The organism is Bacteroides sp. HPS0048 (assembly GCF_964240755.1).
GTDB classification, from domain to species: domain Bacteria; phylum Bacteroidota; class Bacteroidia; order Bacteroidales; family Bacteroidaceae; genus Bacteroides; species Bacteroides nordii.
In genome coordinates, this window is the sequence record NZ_CAXSVC010000024.1 from 66,845 (window position 1) to 88,741 (window position 21,897).

General features: G+C 42.1%; 12 protein-coding genes. 3 read left to right on the forward strand and 9 right to left on the reverse strand.

The window, feature by feature from the left end:
* Positions 1-31: 31 nt before the first annotated feature.
* Positions 32-2,368 carry a glycoside hydrolase family 20 protein gene (locus tag ACESQI_RS17275; protein ID WP_195450118.1) on the reverse strand — a complete coding sequence of 779 codons (2,337 nt, stop codon included), beginning with the start codon at positions 2,366-2,368 and terminating at the stop codon, positions 32-34.
* Positions 2,369-3,176: 808 nt separating this feature from the next.
* Between ACESQI_RS17275 and ACESQI_RS17280 the strand changes: the two genes are divergently transcribed.
* Entirely contained in the window at positions 3,177-3,746 is a 570-nt protein-coding gene (locus tag ACESQI_RS17280) for an RNA polymerase sigma factor (protein WP_007487310.1), read from the forward strand.
* A gap of 23 nt (positions 3,747-3,769) precedes the next feature.
* Here the strand turns inward: ACESQI_RS17280 and ACESQI_RS17285 are convergent, their stop codons facing one another.
* The 4 genes from ACESQI_RS17285 to ACESQI_RS17300 form a co-directional block, all read right to left on the reverse strand.
* Entirely contained in the window at positions 3,770-7,273 is a 3,504-nt protein-coding gene (locus tag ACESQI_RS17285) for a DUF4886 domain-containing protein (protein WP_373126600.1), read from the reverse strand.
* Positions 7,274-7,305: 32 nt separating this feature from the next.
* A complete protein-coding gene (locus ACESQI_RS17290; protein ID WP_373126601.1) occupies positions 7,306-9,003 on the reverse strand; it encodes an alpha-amylase family glycosyl hydrolase in 1,698 nt (565 codons plus the stop codon).
* Positions 9,004-9,055: 52 nt separating this feature from the next.
* Positions 9,056-10,030: a FecR family protein gene (locus tag ACESQI_RS17295; RefSeq protein WP_373126602.1), complete on the reverse strand. Its 975-nt coding sequence runs from the start codon at positions 10,028-10,030 to the stop codon at positions 9,056-9,058.
* An 85-nt stretch (positions 10,031-10,115) separates the two neighbouring features.
* Positions 10,116-11,291 (reverse strand): dicarboxylate/amino acid:cation symporter, encoded by a 1,176-nt coding sequence (locus ACESQI_RS17300; RefSeq protein WP_007487722.1) that lies wholly within the window; start codon positions 11,289-11,291, stop codon positions 10,116-10,118.
* A gap of 225 nt (positions 11,292-11,516) precedes the next feature.
* Here ACESQI_RS17300 and ACESQI_RS17305 point away from each other — a divergent pair, with 225 nt between their 5' ends.
* Positions 11,517-12,422 carry an endonuclease/exonuclease/phosphatase family protein gene (locus tag ACESQI_RS17305; protein ID WP_195349168.1) on the forward strand — a complete coding sequence of 302 codons (906 nt, stop codon included), beginning with the start codon at positions 11,517-11,519 and terminating at the stop codon, positions 12,420-12,422.
* A 9-nt stretch (positions 12,423-12,431) separates the two neighbouring features.
* Complete coding sequence (locus tag ACESQI_RS17310) at positions 12,432-14,435, forward strand: glycoside hydrolase family 97 protein (RefSeq protein WP_289290667.1); 2,004 nt, start codon at positions 12,432-12,434, stop codon at positions 14,433-14,435.
* A gap of 104 nt (positions 14,436-14,539) precedes the next feature.
* Here the strand turns inward: ACESQI_RS17310 and ACESQI_RS17315 are convergent, their stop codons facing one another.
* From ACESQI_RS17315 to ACESQI_RS17330, 4 genes are all read right to left on the reverse strand, one after another.
* Positions 14,540-17,137 (reverse strand): endonuclease/exonuclease/phosphatase family protein, encoded by a 2,598-nt coding sequence (locus ACESQI_RS17315; RefSeq protein WP_373126603.1) that lies wholly within the window; start codon positions 17,135-17,137, stop codon positions 14,540-14,542.
* Positions 17,138-17,222: 85 nt separating this feature from the next.
* Positions 17,223-19,019 (reverse strand): T9SS type A sorting domain-containing protein, encoded by a 1,797-nt coding sequence (locus tag ACESQI_RS17320; RefSeq protein ID WP_195661502.1) that lies wholly within the window; start codon positions 19,017-19,019, stop codon positions 17,223-17,225.
* Positions 19,020-19,102: 83 nt separating this feature from the next.
* Positions 19,103-20,065, reverse strand: a complete 963-nt coding sequence (locus ACESQI_RS17325) for a sugar phosphate isomerase/epimerase (protein WP_007487716.1) — start codon at positions 20,063-20,065, stop codon at positions 19,103-19,105.
* A 55-nt stretch (positions 20,066-20,120) separates the two neighbouring features.
* Positions 20,121-21,884 (reverse strand): RagB/SusD family nutrient uptake outer membrane protein, encoded by a 1,764-nt coding sequence (locus ACESQI_RS17330; protein ID WP_007487714.1) that lies wholly within the window; start codon positions 21,882-21,884, stop codon positions 20,121-20,123.
* Positions 21,885-21,897 lie beyond the last annotated feature (13 nt).

Sequence of the window (21,897 nt, forward strand, 5' to 3'; positions counted from 1 at the left end):
ACGATCATCCGTATTTCATCAGATAGCAATATTAATCCACACTTATTTCATCCACAAATAAGTAAGGTGTTTTTCCTTCTCCGGCGTGTCCTTTCGGCAAGGCGGGGCTACACTTGATTGTTACTTTTACAAAAGTAGCTTTTACCGGTGAGAATTCTACATTGTAATCTTCTATTCCTTTTTTGCCTAAGTTTGTTTCAGAAGGGTAGGTTTCTGAAGCTACTTCTTGGAAGTCTTTCCCATTTTCTGATACGGAAACAGCCAATCCGGTGGCTCCCATGATCCAGGCTCCCATGTCAACAATAGCTTCTGTTGAAACTTTGCTTATTTCTGTTGGTACTCCTAAATGAATGGTTGCTTCAACATCTGTTCCCCAAAAGCCTAACCAGCGTCCACCGGCATAGCTGTTTCCCCCCTTTAATCCGTCTACTAAAGTCGTAGCACCTTTATAGGAGTATTTGGCCGAAGGCTGAGCTTTCAGTTCAATCGGGCAACAGGTGGCTTTGTTGAAATTAACCTGTTCGGATATAATCTTACTGTTACCGGTAGGACGAACAGCAACGGCCTTGAAATCTGCAACCTGTGTAATGGTTATGGGAGCTTCATATTTCGTTCCGTTCGTAGGAGTCGGTTCTGTTCCATCCAATGTATAGTAAACAGGTGCATTATCCACTGTGCTAAGCTCTATCATTACTGCTTTTTTGTCTGGGTCGGATGTGATATTTGATTTAATATCAAACACATGTTTGCCGTAGTTGAGGCTATCACGATCATAAAAAGCTAAAAGTCGGGGCAAGCGTTTGGTGAAGTCACTATAATCCTTCTTTTCGGGAAGTGTCCATTGAACTTCTGCCAAAGCAGCCATACGTGGGAGTACCATGTATTCTACCTGTTTTGTCGTAGGGATATATTCACACCAAAGATTGGCTTGAGCACCAATAATGTGCTTTTTCTCTTCTGCGTTTAAATCCTCCGGAACAGGTTCCATACTATATACGCGTTCCAATGTTATACAACCACCGATAGCATCTGGTTCATCTTTTGTGTCTGCTGTTTGGTAATAGTCAAAATATACATAAGTGTTTGGAGTCATAATCACATCGTGTCCCAACTTGGCAGCTTCTATTCCACCAGCCATTCCGCGCCACGACATTACGGTCGCATTGGGTGCTACGTCCCCTTCCAGGATCTCGTCCCAGCCAATTATCTGGCGCCCTTTACTATTGAGGAATTTCTCTGCACGTTGCATGCAGTAACTTTGCAAACGGTCTTCCGCCGTATGTTTAGCGTCAGCTTTCAAGCCCTCTGCTTTGATACGTGCTTGGCACTTCGGACATTTGGCCCAACGATTGCGTGGAGCTTCGTCACCTCCGATGTGGACATACTTATAAGGGAACAGGTCGGCTACCTCGCCCAGTACATCTTCTATAAATTGCATTGTTTTATCGTTACCAATGCAAAGTACATCTTCAAATATTCCCCAGTTTTTTTCTACTTCATACGGACCTCCCGTACAACCCAGTTCCGGGTAAGCAGCCAAAGCAGCAACCATATGTCCGGGCAGGTCTATTTCAGGGATGATGTTGATATAGCGTTCCTTTGCATAGTCTATAACTTCTTTAATTTGTTCTTGTGTGTAGAAACCTCCATAAGGTGTGCCGTCATATTCACCGGAGTTGTGCCCTATTACTGTTGCTGAACGTTGTGAGCCTATTTCCGTTAACTTCGGATATTTTTTTATTTCAATTCTCCATCCCTGGTCGTCTGTCAGATGCCAATGGAAAGTATTCATGTTATGTAGTGCCAGCAGGTCGATGTATTTCTTTACGAATTCTATCGGGAAGAAGTGGCGGCTTACGTCGAGATGCATGCCCCGGTAACTGAAGCGTGGATAATCTTTGATGGTTACTGCCGGAAGTGCAATCTTGGTGCCGGCAGTAGTTGCCGGAATTGATTTTCGCAAAGTTTGTATGCCGTAGAACACTCCATTAGGCGTTTGTCCGTTAATGGTGACTTGTTCGGAAGATACTGTAAGCTCGTATCCTTCTTTTTCCGTTATACTCTTGTCCAACCCTAAGATAATAGTATTTTGCGGTGTACTTTCCGATGTGATTGTTGCAATGTCGAGTTCTTTTCCTGTCGCATCTTTGATATATCCGGATAAAAACTCTGCGTTTCGTTTCAGCAACTCGTTTCCTTCCGGATAAAGAATTTTTGTGGTTTCCTGTAGTGTGAAAAGCGGTTCCTGACTGACAACGACCTCTTGGGGGAGAGGGATTACCTGATAATTGATTTCTTCCTTTTGCGTATTGCATGAAGCGAAAGCCAATGTAGCGACCGCAAGAAGTGCTTGGTTAAGTTTTCTCATAATAAAACTGATTAGTATTAGTTTGGGCAAATATAGTAAAAATTATAGTTATGATTTGTTTAAATAGGATATTAAGTATAGGGATACTTTTTCAGTAAAAATCAAATAGATGTGCGAATCAGTAGTTGGCTATTGAGTTCAAAGCTGATCGTAAATAGATTCATATCCGTATAGTAACGAAAAGATTATGACCCTATCTTTTCGATAGCGGAAGTGTCCATAGACGGCATTGTTACCCTTGCCCGGTATTGTACTTTGTCTTTCTCAGAAAGGAACGTTCCTTTCCCCGGTGAACAGTATTGTTTTAGATGTACATGTAAAGCGGTACGACATGTACATGTGGGACAGCACGACATGTGCATCTCATGCTGCTTTACATGTACATCTAAAACAAGACTGCTCACCGAGGCTTTATACGTTACTCTACGAGAGGGGGCTTTATCAATACCGGATAAAGAGACTGATCCTTTGCGAAAATCTGCGATCATCTGCGTTTCAATAAAGATTCAAACTCTGTGGAACTCCGTGTTACTCTGTGGTGAAATACATTCAAAACCGTACGGAGATGAGCAAAACTAAATTTTAACTTGATTTCAACTACTGATTCGCATTAGATATGTTAAAGTAAATCTGCAATTAGTGAGAAAAACAGAGAAGATATTGCACCTTGAATTACGTATTATATCTTTCTTAACACTTCTGTAATATATAGGAGAGTTGCAAATATACCATAGAACGAAAAAGTTCAGCACAATTGTTCTTTCTTATATTAAAATGTTATGTTTGTATAGTCTTAAATATAATAGTAATGAATGAACCTGATTTGATAACTGGCATAAAGAATGGGGATGTACAGTGTTTTGAAGAACTTTTTATGAAATACTATTCACATTTCAACCAATTTATATTCGGATTGGTGAAGGACGAATGGATCTCTGAAGATATTACGCAAAACACATTTATCAAAGTGTGGGTTAACAGAGAGAAATTACAAAGCGACTTATCGATTCACTCTTATTTGTATGTAATTGCTAAATATGAGATATACAACCACTTTCGTTCCAAACAGAATCAAATTGTAGATCGTTTCCTGGATGGCGTACACGACACCGTAGTCACTCCAAGTGCAGAAAACGAGTTGTTTTGGAACGAAATGCAGAAAGCGATTGCCGCTATCATTGAAACAATGCCGGAGAAGCGGCGTGCCATTTTCAATATGAGCCGGTTCGAGCATAAGTCTGCAAAAGAAATAGCCGAAATAATGCATATTTCGGCACGTACGGTAGAAAAACATATTGAGCTTGCCCTTCGTGAATTACGTACGAAATTAACTCCTTTCTTATTTTGGATATTGGTCTATGGACATATTACATTGTAATTTGGATTACGATGTCTACTATCTTATTTCTTTATGAATTTAATACAATCATGTTTGCTCTTAAAAAGATATATACCATGTTGTAATGAATTTATATCTAATTCTGCGATAGTCTCTTTTATTGTTTTATTAATAACCTCCATTCCGTTTACATCCACAATAGCAATATTGCCAATTGGATTTTCTGAAGTTATATCAATTTTATTATTACTGATTGTTATTTCATCTTTAGTTTTCAGATTATTGGTTCCTGTTGCTATGGTTTTGGCATAGAGTATGAGGTCAGTTTGGGTGGTTGAATTCTCATCATAGCGATTTCCTTTCTCATCATACCATCCTCCAAAAGTCGTTCCGTCGTTGGGAACAGGATTTTGTGGAAATTTCATTTCTGTATTGTTGTAAAGTACTGCATATTCGTTGCCATTATACATAAAGACTGTTTTGTAGACTCTGTTGGTACCACTATAGACGACTGGCATGTTATTATCAGAATCAAGCTCCTGTCCGAAAAGAAATTCCATTTGATCACCGTTTAATAAATAAGTAGCTTCTCCGGAATGAAACTTTTTCATATCCATAGGAATTCCACCTTTGCCTGTTAAGGTATAGCCCGCATAATAATAGTTGTTTTCACAGTCGAAATTTACAGTGTTGTTTTTTCCGTAAATAGTTCCTTGATCCGTGGCCGTGCAGTCAATGGTGCCGATAACATAATTGTTCGTAATGGTTTCGGCAGCTTTTGACAAATTAGAATACGAGTTGATTCCGGCTACATATTTAGGGGTTCCAGAACCGTTATTTTTAATGCTACCGTCAAAGTAACATCCGTTAATAATAGCTTCGATGCCGGTTGTACTTGAATTTGTACATCCCAAAATGCCGCCGACACCATTGGTCACTTTTCCGGATGTTGTGATTATTATATTACCTGAATAAGAGCAGTTTTTTACATTCGCATTTTTCATAAATGCCAATACACCACCCACATATCCCGGTGCTCCCATGATGTTGATTTCAACATCGCTATGGCAATTAACCATATTTCCTAAGGCATTGGCTTTACCAATGAATGATCCGACTTGAGTTTTCTGAGTTATGGATGCGGGAATATCGATTTTTCCTGAGAGATTGATGTTGAGAATATCACAGCTTTCGCTGTTTGTACCACCTATTAGACCTGCAAAATTTGATTTTTCTGTAAGGTCACTTTTATTTATATACATATTATAAATGTGATAACCTTGTCCGTCAATTTTTCCGGTAAAATAAGTTCCGTATCCTATTGGAGTCCATGGTTGATTGCCTAAATCTATATCTTTTGCAATTTTTATACCTGTTATGGCATGGCCTTGATTGATTTGATTGGCTACCCATGCTAATTCTGCTCCTGTGTAAATAACACAATTACCGGAAACGTCACGAGCCGGTTCAATCATGGAAATACCATCCCACGGACCTTCTGCTACGGGTTCGAAGGGTACGACTTTCACAATACCCGGAACCATAATAGCCATAGCATTGATGTAACCAGTTTTGTAGGTATCTGCACTTGTAGCTCCCGGGGTTACCGTAAATCGGATATGTCCGTCTGCATCCGGATATATTGAAGAGAGTTCAGCGATTGAATGATCGTTGTTGTTTCCATTTAATCCAATGTAATTTTCTACAGTTCCAAAGGTTGAATACTCAGCTTCATGAATTTCTGTAGCATTCATATAGGAACCAAACATATAAAAATCATAGGATTCCTTAGGATCCAGATTGCTGAATACGATTTCGGCATTGTCAATAAGAACGCCGTCTTTTTCGATACCGTTTACCCAATAACCTGTTGTAGACGCATTTGCGGGCATGTTAAGCAACGTATTTGTTTTGGATGCACCGTTTTCTGTGACACCGGCAAAACCTTTTGTGATGTTTAGAGATATGCCTGAAGCCTTATTCTCCGAATCTGTCAAGTTTTCAATTTTAGTTCCGGCAAGATGGGATGTCACATTATTCCAGTAATCTTCTTGAGTTGTTTTTCCATTGGTGGTAAAGTTGATATAGATAGGAATTTTCCCCGGAACCTCAAGATGTGGAGTTACCATCAATGCTCCCAGATAATAAGTTTTCTTTTCTTCGTTATTGTTTGCGCCGGCTTTTACAGTTAAATAGATGCGTCCTTTTTCATCGGCAATTATTCCTTGGGCCGTTGCAATATTTGCCGTGTTTTTTGTAGGATTCAGAGAGGCGTTTCCATTATTTTCTCCTTTGAATGAGTAGACGGTTTCAGAATTGGTCGATGTATTATTCATAACTGAGGCAAATACGTTCATATCATACGCCTGCCCCGGATATAATCCGGAAATAATAACCGAACTCTCTGTAGTACCGTAAAAGGCTGATTTAGACACATTCGAAGGCATATCTAAAGCTGTAGTCGATGAAGTAGTTCCGATAGAGGAAACACCGTCGAATGGTTTTTCTATTGAAACTTTCACTTCGGTTCCATAACCTTTGCTATTATATAGATTTCCCACATTTGCTCCGGTTAATGTGGTTGTTAAACTATTCCATGAATATTGAGAGACAGCAGATGAACCAACACCGATGCCGAAATTAATCATTAGCGGTCTGTCGATGACCTTGGGTTTTGCATCAGGATTTACCCCATAAGTATCTGCAAGGCTACTGATACTTTTGGGGTGGATAATGGCTTCATGTACGGCATGTTGGCACATCTCTGCACAGAAATCACTGATGGAAGCAGGGTGATAACTTAACCCGATGACACTCTTTCCGAAGATTTTTTCGTACCATGTTAATGCTACCGTATAACGGCCGTGACTGAGATTCATGTGATAGCCATCACGATTATAATCATCACCAATATAACTGGTACGTCCATTTTGGACAGCTGTTCCGCCCGGAATTATGTTTTCTTCGCCAATTCCCGATTGTATGGCGGCACGGCCTGCACAATCAACGATTTTTGTATATTGATCCATTTGGTCGGTGTAAAGACCTTTATTGATTAACTCCTCTAATTTTGCCGAACCATTTTGATAGGCCCAGGTCATGTAAAGATAAAACTGGGCGTTTTTATTCGTGAGATGAGTTTTAAAGTAGGTGATCAGATTGCTCAGGTATGGAAAATAGTGACTATATGCGCCCGAATAATTATGGTCAGTTTGTATAATGACAATATCCCAGTCTTCATCCGTAATGATATTTGCATCGAATTTGCGACTGTTGCCTCCTGTCGATGTCATTTTTCCATCTTTAATTTTGTAGTAATTGTATATCTGCTGATTTGTGGTAATATAATTCGTGTGAAGTTCCAATGTGGTTCCTCCTTTATATGGAAACCCCAGTACAATATCATCTCCAGCAGCTTGTACTATCGGAAGAAACTCCTGTAAAGCCGCATCAAACGAGAAACTGTTTCCAACAACGAGAATCTTTTTCGTTTCTGCATTCGTTGTAAAAACTGTTCCTGTAATACTTAAGAACAGCATTAAATAAAGTTTGAAAACCTTTTTCATTGATTTATTATTTTGTTGATGACTAATATGAATTACAGAACCTTACAGATGACAGAACTTACTCCTTGGATTCTCAGTGATAATTTATCTTTCGATTTCTTTACTGACAAGTTTTGGGGATTTCCCCAAATAACTTCTAATCGATCATATCCTTCAATGGATGCCGTAGCACTTTTTTCTCTCGGATTAATAATTATCAGATACTTTGAGTGATCGTCGGAACGTTCGTATACGGCAGGATATGCTTGTTGCGGATCGCTGACAAACTTCCATCCTCCTGTATTTCCCAATGCGGAGATTGAAGAACGGAGGGCAAGAAGCCCCTTCGTCCAGTTAAGTATTGAATGCGGGTCATCGATTTGACCGGCTACTGTCGGACGCTTCGGATCCGGGTCTATAGGTAAATACAATTTTGAAGGGTCGCAGGTCGAGAAACCGGCTGTTGCACCTGCTTCCCATTGCATGGGTGTTCTTTGTGCCGACCGGTCACGACTGCCTTCAATAAACGGCCATCCGTCCATCGAACGCATCCCGATCTCTTCTCCATAGTAGACAATTGGTACCCACGGCATTGTCAGGAAGAACGTCATGGCTACTTTTAGTTCCTCCGGGGTAGAACGTTGGTTACGATTTAGCCTCCATGTATCATGGCTGGATGTGGGCATACATGGGAAACCATGCCCCTTGGTTACTTCATAGATTTTTATAAAAGGTTCTACAAAAGAACTGAATTGCCCTTTTCCCGCCCTGTCAAACCAACAATCTTTCGGTTGGTATATACCGGTTTCCGGATCTGTATTCCGATGTGTATTGTGTACCAGATCGCGATACATGGTTTTTCCACATCCGTTGTGGCGGATAATATCGATATCGAAGCCGCAGGAAATAGCTTCTATCGGACTTGACCATTCAGACAGGAAGATCGTTTCGGGATAGTTTTCCGCTTGCCAGGAAAATATTTCATTCCAAAGTTTTCTTACCCCATGAAACTCTGCGTCATCTCCCTTTACCAATGACCAGGCCAGGTCACAACGAAAACCGTCAACTCCCTTATCAAACCAGAAAGAGATGATATTCTTTATCTCTTGGCGGACTGCTTTTGGACCGGGGGCATTATAGGCTTGTTCCCACGAATTCTCCGGGTTCGGCTGATAATATCCGTAATTAAGTGCCGGCTGAATATCGTAATAATTCATCAGATAGTATCCGTCGCGCGGATATTCATTTTTTACCCAGCCTCCTCTTTCCGGTTTCGGTGGAGTTGTTTTTTTACCTTTCGTCCAAATGTAATAATCGGCATAATGACCATTCGGGTCTCCATTTGCAGATTCCAGAAACCAGGGATGCTTGTCTGAAGTGTGACCGGCTACGAGGTCGAGGCATACTTTAATACCCTTTTCATGTGCATCGTTTACCAGATTTACCAAATCGGTATTTGTGCCGAAGCGTGGGTCGATTTTATAGAAATCGGTGATATCATAACCGCCATCTTCAAATTTACTGCAAAAGACCGGACTGATCCAGATGGTATTAAATCCCGGATCCTTTACGTAGTCCAAGCGAGAACGTATACCCTCCAGATCGCCGTATCCGTCTCCGTTGCTATCCATGTAAGAAGAAGGATAGATGTGATATATGGCTGCACTTTCCAGCCATTTGGGGTAGTTTCGGATGGCAAAGAGGTTACTTGCAAGGGCCATAAAGCTAAAAAAGAAAATGATTCGTTTCATCTGATTATTTTTTGTGGGTTCTATGATTTACCTATTGAAAACTAAAATTGTGTTACCGTATCTCTATAATGGTGTTATCATGATATATAATTTTCATCTGTTGTGATGCATTCAGGCAATTTAAAATCTGTTCAATTGTCTCGTCATTGGCAAATATTGCATCGTATTTTATCGATTTTAATTTTGGATTGGTAATTACAATCTTCTTTTGGAAGTGACGTTCGAGTTGATTGGTTATATCTTCCAGCTTTTTATCGATAAAGTAAAATTTACGGGATTGCCCAGGGTTGGCTATAGTCGAAATATTCATTTGTGACATTTCGCCGATATTCTTATCAATCTTTATAATATCACCGGGAGCCATGAGTACTTCTACCTGTTTATTGTTGAAATCTGATTCTACGTCCACGCATCCTTCGTATAGCATTACTTCAAATTCTGAATCGGATTCATGCGATTGTACGTTGAATTTAGTTCCCAATACTTTGATTGTGGCATTGTTACACACAACGAAGAATGGATGTTTCATATCTTTGGTTACCTCTACGTATGCTTCGCCAAACAAATGTACTTTCCTGTTACGGGCAAAATCATTTGCTGCGTAAAAGAGAGTACTTGTGGGTTTGAGATAGATTTTTGTAGAGTCGGGAAGTATCACCATTTTTGAATCACCTGCCGATGCATATACTTTTTCCAAATCGATATCGCCGAACCGGGGACTCCATAAATGTATACCCAATAGGAAACCGCATATCAGGACGGTGGCGGCTATTCCCGATATCCAGCGGTATATCGTCTTCCTCTTTTTTATGCCTTGGGGTGTCCCGATACCTATACGATAGCATGTGCGGTTGAACGCGTTTCTGGCTTTTTGTTCATCCTGATGAGTACATTCTTTCAACAGTTCCAGAAGAATAGTGTCCAATTCGGCATTATTGATATTGTTTATATACCATTGCTCTATTTTCTCGGAATCAGCGGGGGTGGACTGACTCTCAAAAAACATCTTTATGCTTTCTTTTTTCATATATTTATTATTAATCTTTCCTTATATTAAAGGAACACATTACATGATATGACTACGTAATCCGATTTTGAAAATAGACATTTTATTATTGTGCGGATGCATATCTCTTTCCGAAAAAGCGGTCGATAATAAGGGTGATAGCGCCGTCTCCACTTACGTTACATGCTGGGCCATATCCGTCGAGAGCCAGATAAATGGCCATCATCAGGGCACTCTGTTCAGGCGAAAAACCGAGAATCGATTCCAATAATCCGATTGATGCCATTAAAACTCCTCCCATTACTCCGGGGGCAGCTACGGCTGAAATCCCTTGCAAAAGGATGAAATTGGCAAAGAGGGCGAAACTAATGTTCATTCCGCTCAGATACATCACTGCGATTGATGTAGTGATAAGCTTGATAGTCGATCCGCACATGTGGACTGTTGAACAAAGAGGGACAGTAAAGTTGGCGATCTCTTTAGTCGCACCATTCTTCATGGCACACTCGAGAGTGACTGGAATAACGGCCGAACTGGAACAGATTGAAAAGCCTGTCAGGTACGCTGGCATAATATTCCATATACATTTAAAAGGATTTTTTTTAGCCACCAGTCCGGCTATGATATATTGGATAATGAGGTAACAGATAGACAGGATAACACCGGTTGCAATGACTTTAACACCTGTTCCCATGACGGTTGACAGATGCCCGGCAGCACTCATCTCACATATCATTGTAAAGATGTAGAATGGTAAGAGAGGGATGATGGCATGTTCAATCGTGAGTTTTACAATTTCTCCGAATTCATCGAAGGCTTTCTTCAGTCCCGGGGCTTTGGTGAAAATAATGCCGATGCCGAGCATGAATGACAAGAGGAGAGCTGTCAGTATGTCACAAATCGGAGGGAATTTGATATTGAAATAGGGCTCGAATACTTTTCCTTCCAGCGCAGAGGTAGAAATTTCACCAATACTTAGATAATGAGGAAGCAGACTTGAAGCAAAACCATATGCAAAAAATCCTGCACCTATCGTTGACAGATATGAAATAACGATAACACTCAATAGCATCTTTCCAGCTCCACGTCCCAGATTAGCTACAGATGGAGTCACAAGGCCCAATACGAGTAAGGGTACGATAAATTTGAGAATTTGTGCAAAGAATACATTGAAGGTTTTAAATATTCTGATCATAACATCCGGCGCTATAAGTCCCAATAACGAACCGATAGTTATCGCAATCAATACCTTAGGGAACAATCCTAACTTTCTTTTTTTCATTTTGTCAATATTTTAATTTAAAGGAACACTCATTCAAGGAACACATCACATCATACATCTACGTAGTCGGTATTTTTATTTGTTTTGAATATTGTGGTTTTTGGCGGCTTTGCTGTTGTAATAAAGCATGTTAATGTTTTTTAAATCAGTGTCGGTTTTGTGTTGTTGGTTACGTATTCAGTACTTTTTGATAAGTCTTCATAGTATAATTTTAAAGATACATATATGAAAAAAAACATTCTTTTGTCTGGTATTTTACTGCTGAGTTTTTCTTGTGCTATCGCTCAAGATTATCATGACGATGTTGTCGTGTTGGATTCTGTAAAGGTGATGTCGTTCAACATCCGTTTCAATAATCCGAATGATTCTCTTGATACGGCATGGGATCGGCGTCGGGAACCGTGTGCCCGTATGATCGCCCAGTACCGTCCCGACGTGATAGGCATGCAGGAACCACGCAACGAGATGTGGCAGCAAATCTTTGCCATGCTACCTGATTATGGCTATTATCGTATAGAGATGAACGACACGTTACCTGATTCCCGCACCGGAGGAGTATTATTGTTGTATCTTCGTGAGAAATATTCAGTGATACGTTCGGGACATTTTTGGCTGAGTGCTACTCCCGAAGCTCCATCCCAACCGTGGGACTCGACTGACAGACATTATCGGGCCGCTTTGTGGTTACAACTCAAGGATAAAAAAAGCCGGAGAGAATTTTATATTGTCACCACTCATTTGCCCTATAAGAAAGAACCGGTGGACACTGAGGTGCGTGCCCGGTGTGCTGCATTGATAAACAATAGAATGAAGACCATCGCCGGTGAGGAGGCAACTGTTTTCGTAACCGGTGATATGAATGCTTCTTACAATCCCTATGATCCGCGGCGTGAGAGCTTGGCTCCATTTTACCGTTGGTTTGCTTCTGCCAGAGAAGATGCTTCCAAAACGGATGATCATTCCAGCTTTAATGGTTTCGGACGCGTTTCTCCTTTGGTAAGAAACAAGAATCTGGATCATATTTTCTATCGTAATGCTTGCCCGTTGGTGTTTGAGACCATTGATAAGCCAGTTTATGGTGTGAGGTGGATATCTGACCATTATCCTATCATTTGTACATTTACTTATTGATTTGTAAAGATGAAATATAAGAAAGTTTTTTTGATGTTTATGGTGGCTTTCACTGTTACAATAGCTGGTGCTGCCGAATATAAACTGGGCTCTCCTGATGGGAGGCTTACGAGTGAAATTAATGTCGGTGATAGTCTTACGTTCACTCTTTCCAATGAACACCAATCAATATTGTCTCCATCAACCATTGCTATGGAATGGATGAATGGCACAGTTTGGGGGGCCGATATGAAAGTGAAAAAAGTACAACGCTCGTCTGTTGATGAAGTGATTCTTTCTCCACTGTATAAGAAATCACAGGTGCGAGATAAATATAACCGGTTGGTATTGACCACGACTGCCGGTTTCAGTATCGAATTCCGGATGTATGATGACGGAATGGCTTATCGTTTTGTATCTTCACTTTCGGAGGAGTACACAGTGAAGAATGAAAAGGCAGTGTATCGGTTATCTCAGAATTTTGAGACATGGGCTCCGTATGTACGTGACCGTAAGAAACGAAAGGACGCCACCCGTGAACAGCAGTTTTGGAATGATATGCAAAATCTGTATACGTATCTTCCATTGAAGGATTTCGATGAAAAAAATCTGTTGTTTACACCGATACTTGTCAATCTGGAGTATGGCGAAAAATTGTGTATTGCCGAAGCCGATGTTGAAGATTATCCCGGAATGTATTTAGCGACAGATAGTTGCAGACCGCAGTTGAGAGGAGCCTTTGCGCCTTATCCGAAAAGTGTGGTACAGGGCGGACATAATGATCTTGAACATTTGGTTACTTCGCGGTATCCCTATATTGCGAAGATCAATGCACCGCGGACTTTTCCGTGGCGGACTTTCATTGTTACACGTCGCGACGGAGAGTTGATGGAAAACGATATGGTATATCGGTTGGCAGCTCCGTCACGCGTAACCGATCGGTCATGGATCAAACCGGGAAAGGTTGCCTGGGAGTGGTGGAATGACTGGGGGCTTTATGGAGTAGATTTTAAGGCTGGCATTAATACGGAAACTTATAAATACTACATTGATTTTGCTTCCGAAAACGGCATCGAGTATGTTATTCTCGATGAAGGATGGGCTACTAAGGGAAAGTGTGATCTTCTTGATGTCGTCCCGGAAATAGATCTTCAGGCAATAGTAGATCATGGGAGGAGAAAAGGAGTTGATATTATTTTGTGGGCCGGTTATCTGGCGATGGAACTTAATTTGGAAAAGGTCGTATCGCATTATGCCGATATGGGTATCAAAGGTTTTAAAATAGATTTCCTTAATCGTGATGACCAGGAGATGATTGATTTTATGTACCGTACGGCTGAGGTATGCGCGGCCCATAAGATGCTTGTCGATTTTCACGGCTGTCCCAAACCAACGGGTATGCAACGCACGTATCCCAATGTGATCAATTATGAAGCGGTATTCGGGCTTGAACAGTTGAAATGGTCCAAGCCCGATGTCGATATGGTTTCTTACGATGTTTTATTGCCATACATTCGCATGGTGGCTGGTCCGATGGATTATACGCAGGGAGCGATGCGCAATAGTGTCAAAGGTGGATATTTTCCGAACAGGAGTAATCCGATGAGTCAGGGCACCCGTTGCCATCAGCTTGCAGAATATGTCGTATTCGATTCTCCGCTTAACATGCTTTGTGATTCTCCATCCAATTATATGCGTGAACAGGAGTGTATCCGGTTTATATCCCAGATTCCCACAGTTTGGGATGACACTTTCGTGCTCGATGGTAAAGTTGGCGAGTATATTGTCGTGGCTCGGCGTAGAGGTGATAATTGGTATATCGGAGCATTGGGGAATTGGGATACCCGTGAACTGAAGGTGAGATTACCGGATGATTGCATCGGGAAGCGGATCGAGATATTCAGTGATGGTGTAAATGCCCATCGGGCAGCTCAGGATTACCGGAGAACGTCCGAAGTATTGGAACAGAATGAGATTGTTGTCCGACTTGCACCGGGTGGGGGATGGGCAGCTTGTATTTCATCACCGGAGTAAAAAGAAAGATGGAGAGTGTGCTATAACTTTCCTTTCAATGAAATCACCCACGCTTCAATAGTTGCAGCGTGGGTGATTTTTAATTTACTGGCAGATAATCTTATTTATCTTTTTATAAACCGTGAAGTTCCTCCTTTCCAGGATAATATATATACTCCGGGATAAAGCCGGGAAACATTGACCGGAGTCTCTCCTGTGGTAACTTCGCCCAGAAGAATAACCGTTGATCCGGTCATAGAGAATATTTTCACATCCTGTAATGTCATAGAAGTAGACAGATATAAAATTGAACCGTTCTGGTATGTTTTGACCGGATTGGCGACACTTGCTGTTTCGGTAATACCCGTACCTTCCCTTCCATATTCATACGCACCGATCGATGAGGTTCCATCGGTTAAACGTTCTACTCCCCGTTGGTCGAATATCAGTTTGTTTCGCAGTTCAATCGTGTTGTCTACATCTCCTTTTAATAATTTTTCTTCCAATTGAGATGCCGGCAGTACATTGATTGCATTCGATCCGAAAAAACGTTTTTTTACTTTGACTGTCTCAACCGGACCACCGTTTAGTGCCAGAACAGGGATAATATCTCCTTCTACTATGTTACTCTCAAGCATATTACCGAGCAATAGGATGGATGAATCGACTGAGGTTCCTAAAATATCGGTTTCTGCCGGTGTTATATTTATATTATCGGCACTCGAAAAGATGTTATAACCGGTAGTTGCCAGCTGTCCTGCATTATAAACATCACCAGTATGCGCTGAAGTGGAGCGGTTTCCGGCAATCACGTTGTTGAAAATGAATGGTGTTCCGTTGTAAATATGCACGGCTGCACCATAAAAGTCGATGGTAGGTGTACCGTTTTTGTAGCATGATGCATGGTTTCCGACAATCGTATTATTGACGATCGAAATTGTAGATGCTACATTCAAATTGGCATAGATGGCCGATCCTCCTTTCATTTCGTTAATGACACCGCCGATAGCTTCTACCCGGTTATTGACAAAGGTGTTGTTGACTAAAGTCGTTTTAGAAGCATAGGCTGTTCCGTTGAGTGAGACGGTACCTCCGTAAGTAGCCTTGTTATCGACATAAGTGTTGTGCCCCAGGTAAGCCCACGAGTATCCTGAATGGTATCCGGCAGAACCTTGTACTGCTTCATTTTCCGAGAAGTAACAATCAGTCATTGCATGGCGCCACCATAATTCCACACCGGCATAGGCAGTGAAATAAGCGCCGCCGTTGGCTGAGGAGATGTTACGGATAAACCGGCAATCGGTACATAATAATTGGCCGGCTGCATAGATTCCGGCACCTTGACCCATGGCCTGATTATTGCGGATAATCACATTATCGAGTATCAGTCGGGAACCCAGACTGGCGATACCTGCCCCTGTGGTAGTATTTCCGTTGGCGTTTCCTCCGACAATTTCGAAATTGCAAAGCATCAGTGCGCAGTATTTCTGAACTGTCACTACATGATAAGCATTTTCTTCATTACCGGTCCATACTCCGTCTGCGATTTCATCATCGCCGTTTATATCTCCTGATAGAACTGTACGCCCCGTCACTTCTTTAAATGCAGAGTCGTAGCCGCCGAATATATCCAGAGAATGAGGAATATTGAGTGTAGCGTCCCGACCTTTAAATTGCTCCGATTCGGTTACGGTATAATATCCCTGGGCAACGTAAATGGTATCGCCGTTGCAAGTGGCATCGACAGCTTCCTGGATATTACGGAACGGCGCTGACTTGCTTCCATCGCCACCATCAGCAGCATTTATATCGACATAACGGGTATGGGAGGCCACGAAAGGTTCTAATGAGACGTTCACTATCACGGGAAAATGGTCGGAAGGAGTGACACTGCGTCCGAAAGTCTCATTGATGTGATTGTATGTATGTACTTTCATCCCTTTTACCCATACATAATCCAGTCTGGTCCCATCTTTTTTCTCGGGATCCCATTTGCACAAGGTTCCGTCCTTAGGCCATGGGAATGGGGTTTCCGATACTTTGCGACTGTCTGACATATAGGCACTGCAAAGGTCATAGAACGGATAACGTATGGCCGACGAATTATGATCACCGCATATGATGGCGGGGTAATGACCGGAAATGGAACGTACTTTTTCCATGTTAACGCGCGTTCCTTCATTGCGGGCATCACTTCCCTGATGATCGAGATGGGTGATGAAATAATAAAAGATATCGCCTGTTTCCTTGATTTTCAGCTTGGCCCATACGGTGAAACGTTTGTTCCCGCTGCTGTTATCCCACGAAAGTAGTGATTTCGAGGGGTCTGTACACAAAAAGTAATGTCCTTCTTCAAGCAGATCGAACTTATCGGTACGAAACAATACCGCATTGATTGTTCCCTGATTGGGCACTGTTGATGAGTTTCCTCCCCATTCTACGAATGAATACTCCGGAAGTAAACTTTTCATGTCCTCTTGTTGTGAACCGGCATTCATTTCGTTGACTCCGACAATATCGTATTTGAAATCGATAATTGTCCGTGCAACATAACTCTTACGGTTGTTCCAGCTTAGCTCTCCCTGATCGGCGCTCGTTTTGAAACGGATATTGAAACATCCGACGTTTAAAGTCGTGGTATTGGCTAGACCGACCGTCGATAGGGTCGATAAAAATAACCATAGAATGGCGAATAGTCTGTATTTGATATGATAGAAAGCCATATAATAATGATTTATAAAACAAACAAGTCGACTGCTTTCCAGATACGGAAAGCAGACGGACCTGTTCAATAGATTAGTTACAATATTATCTGGCAACTTTGAACGTTTGTCCGTTCACGTTAGCCATGTAAATGCCTTTTGTGAGATCACGCAGGTCAATCGTGTTACCTTGGGTAATAGACCGGATACGTATACCTTGTAAATTATAAATATGTATCGTAGCATTGTCGGTGAGTCCTACAATCTGGTAGGTACCATCACCTGATACTTGTAATTTGAGAGGGGACATCGGAGAATTCGTAACGGCAATACCGGTCCCATGATTGGTCAAGAAATCATAGGCTCCCGGAGCCGTTTCACCGTTAATCTCTTCCTGGCTACGTTTCGAACCGGTCTGGTCTACAGTAACGTCGATCTCGAACGGGAGATATTTGCCTTCATCTTTTAGAGTCTTGATGTACTCTCCAAGTTCGAAACCATAAAGGGCGTAAACTCCGAGTTGGTCGAGAATGCCATTATCTACAGGTTTCAGCGTCTTGGTGAATCCGCCGTTTTCGCCAGCTGTGGTTGTGCCGAATATCTTGGAATAAGTATTCGGGTTACTGCCATCCATGTGATCATTGTTCCAGTTGATAGCAATGGTTGGAGAATTCATGACCGAGCCGAACGTGCCTAATATGCTGCCACCATACGAATTTAAATAGGCGCTGGAGGGTGTCTTTTCCGTACCGGTAAGAACGATAGCGGCTTTGGCAACTGTACCGTCATCTTCGTGTCCGACAATAATGGAATTACAGATACTCACTGCCGGATCACAGGCAATACGTATTTGCGATCCCAACCATGAACCAGGATTAGTGACAGTACCGGTTTCCGTATCTTCAGCATATAGTTCCGAAGGATCGGCAGCGCATGTATTGCCGGCAATTGTACAGTTTATGATATGTACTGCACGTACATCATCATCAAAGGAACTGCCATTGGCGCAGATTCCGGCACCTTCGTAAAAGGCCTTGTTGTCAACAATAGTGGAATTTATGATCCACATATTTTCTCCTGAAGATTGGGTGATGGCACCACCGTAACGGGATTCCACTTCATTATTACCAAAGTAACAACGTTCGATTACGCCATTCGCTTTCTTAGAACTGCGGGAAGTACACCGGAATCCGGCTCCGGTCTTATGCGCTTTGTTGTTGTATACATTGCAGTCTTTTATATGATAAAGTCCGCCATAGATGTGGATACCGGCACCGATTCCGTCTCCCGTACCTTCGCCTTTGCTTATATTATTATATATATTGCAATATTGAAGTTCGATGGCTCCCTGCGTGCAATAAACTGCTCCACTTGCGTTAGTTGAACCTTCGGGAGAATATGAACAGGTAAAATCGATACCTATCAGTTTGCAGATGTGGGCCAGGTTCTCGGCATCATCATTCCGAGCCTGACGCACATGAATTAAATTACGGAGGTCGCCTGCACTCGGTCCTCCGTTTTCGTCGAGGTCACCGGAGAAAATTGTAGGTGTTGCCGATGGATAGGCAGGCCACTCAGTAACCACACCTTTACTTTGATCACATCCTCCAACGAAAATATAGCCACGATAAATGCGCCCGGCATCGGAACCGGGACTGGTAGCATTGTAATAGGTTCCTCCTGCAAGAAAGAATACGTCTCCGGTTTTATACTTGGATACCTCATCGTTTTTTGCAGCAGCGGCATCATTTTCGAAAATGTCATACATGGTAATCGCTTTTTCCCAGGATGAACCGTCGTTGCCTGTAGCACGTAACCCCGGTACGACATAGTATTCAGCCGAAAAAACGGTTGTAGGAATCAAAATTCCCATCACACAGAGTAAGAAATGTTTTAGTTTCATAATTCTCATAGATTTGTTAATAATGTATTGGTAAAATCACTTGGAGTTTTTATACGTTTGAGGAGGTATTGACAACAGCCTCCTTACGGTTGTAAAGACTTTATATAATTTTCATAAAGCAGATTATAGGCAGTGACAAGATCTGTAAATCCATCTACTTCTTTTGCTCTTATTTCATAGAGGAACGGACCAGTGTAACCGGCATGATCAAGTGCCTGAAGAATAAGAACCCAATTGTTTTTCCCGCGTCCCGGGAGCTGATGACACTCCTTCTCTCCGTCACCGTCGGCAATGTGGACACTCTTTATGCGAGAGCCGAGTGCAGCGATCAGCAGTTCGGGATTTTTGATGTGATTCATGTCGACTGCTGCATAAACATCAGCCGGCATTAAATCCATAATTTCAACCATCTCTTCGACAGTACGGCCCAACGGGCGTTCTACCCCGGGACTGCGAAGTAATTTGTATCCGAGAAGATTTTCCAATACAATGATGGCCCCTATCTCCTTTACATCTTTATTCAGGGAAGTGATGGTTTTTACCAGTTGGCTCATGCGTTCCTTGCGTTCGTTGAGGCCTAACCGCCAGCTTGGATGGAACAGGATTACTTCCGGCTCCAATACGCTGACGACATCGATGTAGCTACGGTAGGCATTTTCGGAGTGTGAACGAATGGTTTCGTCAATGTGTGACGGGTCACAGTCGGCCCCATAAGGCATATGTATCGACCAGATGTTGATCCCTGCACTGTCAGCATTGTGTTTTACCTGGCGGAATTTCTCTTTTAATTCGGCATTTGGAATAGGATGATCTCCATTTACTAAGCCGGTGAGAGAAATTTCTATGTCAGAGATACCCGCAGACCGTGCTTCTTTCAGGTTTTCATAGGTTAACCCTTGCAAACCGCCGAAAACGCTTATAGTTGTACCTATTCGCAATTTCTGCGGAGTATGTACTTTGTCTTCGTTCATGGTATCCATGCAAAAGCCACTTACGGAAACCATTAAGACAGATATCCATACATAGATTATTTTTCTTTTTAACATACTGTTTACTTGTAATTTAAAACTTAATAATAACTGACTTGCGAATAAGATGTGGTTAAAAATTTAGTCCGTCATCCCATCCGGGGTTCTGTGTAATCATACCTTTGGTAAGTGTACGTTCATTACTTGGGATTGGATAGAGATAATCTCGGTCCTCGTTGAATGCCCTCATTAATTGTCCGTGAGCCAGAATATAACCGGTCTCTCCTTCTGACAGGAATATGTCTTGGTTTATTTTTAATGGAGTTACTCCCGGAGCGGGAATACGGCGGTCCAGATAAACCACAAAATCGATTTTTCCATTGCCATCCATGTCATAGCGGCCTTCACCGGGTACATAGGGCCCATAAAATGGCTGGGCCAGAAGTTGGCCTTCACGCCAGCGGCATAAATCGGCAAAACGGATGCCTTCGCTTACCATTTCTATCGAACGCTCCCGACGGATCTCAAGAATGACTCCTTTGTTAGGACCGTTATCCACATTCTTATATCCATAAAGTTCAGATGTGAGGAACGGGTCAGGATCGGCATTTACTGCTGATTTGTCCAGGTGAGGCATTCCTACGCGATCACGGATTAAATTGATGGAGTGATCGAGGTCATCTTGTGTCAATGTTCCCAGTTCGGCTTTGGCTTCGGCGTAATTGAGGTATACTTCGGCCATACGGTAAATAGGTATATCTATTGTCGAAGCATTGACAAAATTGGGTCCTGAAATGTACTTTAGCATCGGATATCCTGTCACGGTATTGGCAAAATTGAAGGTTCCTTCTGTACCATCGATGTATTGGGTATTTTGTGTCAATACTGTTTGTGCAAGACGCGGATCGCGTTCTTTGGTCTCTTCGGTAAATGGCATCGTTGCCCATCCTGCTTTATCGGTAAAGCGACTGCCGTCTTGCATTAAGTAAGAGAAAACGAGTGCCTTGGTGTAACCGGCCATGCCTTTGGAGGGCATTAATGCATAGGCGTCGACTGCATGTGCGAAATTTCCTCCATAGCAACGTGCAAGAATTACTTCCTGTGCAATGGCGCTTTCTGAAGTAAAGAGTGAATAATAAGGGTTTTTCCCTGTCGAGTAGATGGAATACTTTTTATCATTCATAATATCAAGCGATGCATTAACACATTCCTGCAAGATAGCTTCATAAGGTAAATTGCTTTTATTAAATGTGTGGCCGGCATGGTATTTACGGAAAGTTCCTTCAAAAAGGCATGCACGTGATTTTAATGCAAGGGCTGCATAACGTGAAACTTTATAAATAGAGGATGATGTAGGAAGGCTTTCTGCAGCTTTGTTGCAGTCTTCTATGATATGATTTATGATGACGTCGCGGCTGTCACGTGGTTTGGCCAAAAGTTCGTCTTGGTCGGAAGCCAATACCTGATCATACCATGGTACCTCGCCAAAACGTTTCAGCTTTTCAAAGTAAAAGTAGGCACGCCAGAAATAGGCAACACCGTCATAGCGTTTGCGGGCGGATGCATCTTTACAGCGATGGGAATTTTGCAGATAATAGTTGATATATCTCAGATAAGACCATGACCATCCCCCGCCGGAGGAAGGAACGGTACGTGTCAGTCCTACTACGACATCGCTCTGAGACAGACCATCAACAATCAGGTTGGATGGTTCGTCATACAGATTGACTGCGGTAGGTTCCATGAGATAAAACTGGTTGGTATAAAGTTCCAACTCTGATTCTGTATGAAAGAAGGTGTCGGGACTGATGGAATCCTTAGGAAACTCATTAAGGTCACACGATACAAAGCCTGTTAATAAGGCGGCGGATATGAATATATATTTTATAGTACGCATAGCTGGTTTGTTT